Source organism: Bradyrhizobium sp. PRIMUS42 (assembly GCF_023006515.1).
GTDB lineage: Bacteria > Pseudomonadota > Alphaproteobacteria > Rhizobiales > Xanthobacteraceae > Bradyrhizobium.
Genome location: NZ_JALBGZ010001302.1, coordinates 1 through 903, shown reverse-complemented (window position 1 = coordinate 903; position 903 = coordinate 1). Strand labels below are relative to the sequence as shown.

2 protein-coding genes are annotated in these 903 nt (G+C 66.4%); both read left to right on the top strand.

What is annotated here, in order from left to right; genetic code table 11:
• Window positions 1-663, top strand: a 663-nt coding sequence (locus tag MOV75_RS39885; RefSeq protein ID WP_247008338.1) for an alpha-E domain-containing protein, incomplete at its 5' end; no start/stop codon positions are given.
• A partial coding sequence (locus MOV75_RS39880; protein WP_309487017.1) for a transglutaminase N-terminal domain-containing protein occupies window positions 660-903 on the top strand: 244 nt, incomplete at its 3' end. The genes MOV75_RS39885 and MOV75_RS39880, both read left to right, overlap by 4 nt.

Sequence of the window (903 nt, the reverse complement as noted above, 5' to 3'; positions counted from 1 at the left end):
CGCACCGCGACCTCCTTGCGCGAGCGGCTGTCGCCGGATGCCTGGCAGGTCATCACCGAGATGGCCGAGCGCCTCGCTTATGAGGTCGAGGGCGACGACAGCGTGCTGAGCGCGGCCGAGCTGACCTTGCAGGAGCTTGCAAGCTTTGCCGGCCTTGCGCAGGAGAACATGAACCGCGCCGCCGGCTGGCGCTTCCTCGACATCGGACGCCGCACCGAGCGCGCCATCAACACCACGCGCTTCACCCGCCAGTTCGCCTATGACGAGGCCGGCGACGAGGATCTCGACATCCTGCTGACGCTGGTGGATTGCCAGATCACCTACCGCTCGCGTTATCTGCTGGCGCCGATCCTGGCGCCGGTGCGCGACCTCGCCGTGCTCGACGGCTACAATCCGCGTTCGGTGGCGTTCCAGGTGACGACGCTGAACGAGCACATTGCCGCGCTGCCGAGCCTGAAGGAGCACGGCCTGATCGAGAAGCCGCAACGGCTTGCGGTGGCAATGCAGGCAATGCTTGCAACGGCTGAGGCCGAGAAGCTCGAGGTCAAGACGCTGTTCGCGCTGGAACAGGATCTGCTCAGCCTCGCCGAGGCGATCGGGCAGCACTACTTCCCGCATGGCCCCAATGCCAGCCGGCCGGAAAAGCTGACGGGGCTGGCGTGATCTACGACATCCGTCACGTCACCACCTACGAATACGAGAATCCGGTCAGCTTCGCCCGCTGCACCTTGCGGCTGGAGCCGAGAAGCGGCGGCGGCCAGGAGCTGATCTCGCATCATGTCGAGATCCGGCCGCGCCCGGCCGAGCGCAACGTCCGCCGCGATTTCTTCGGCGCGCTCACCGAGAGCGTGGTGATCGAGGCCGCGCATCGCAATCTGCAGATCGACTCGCGCTCGCGCGTGT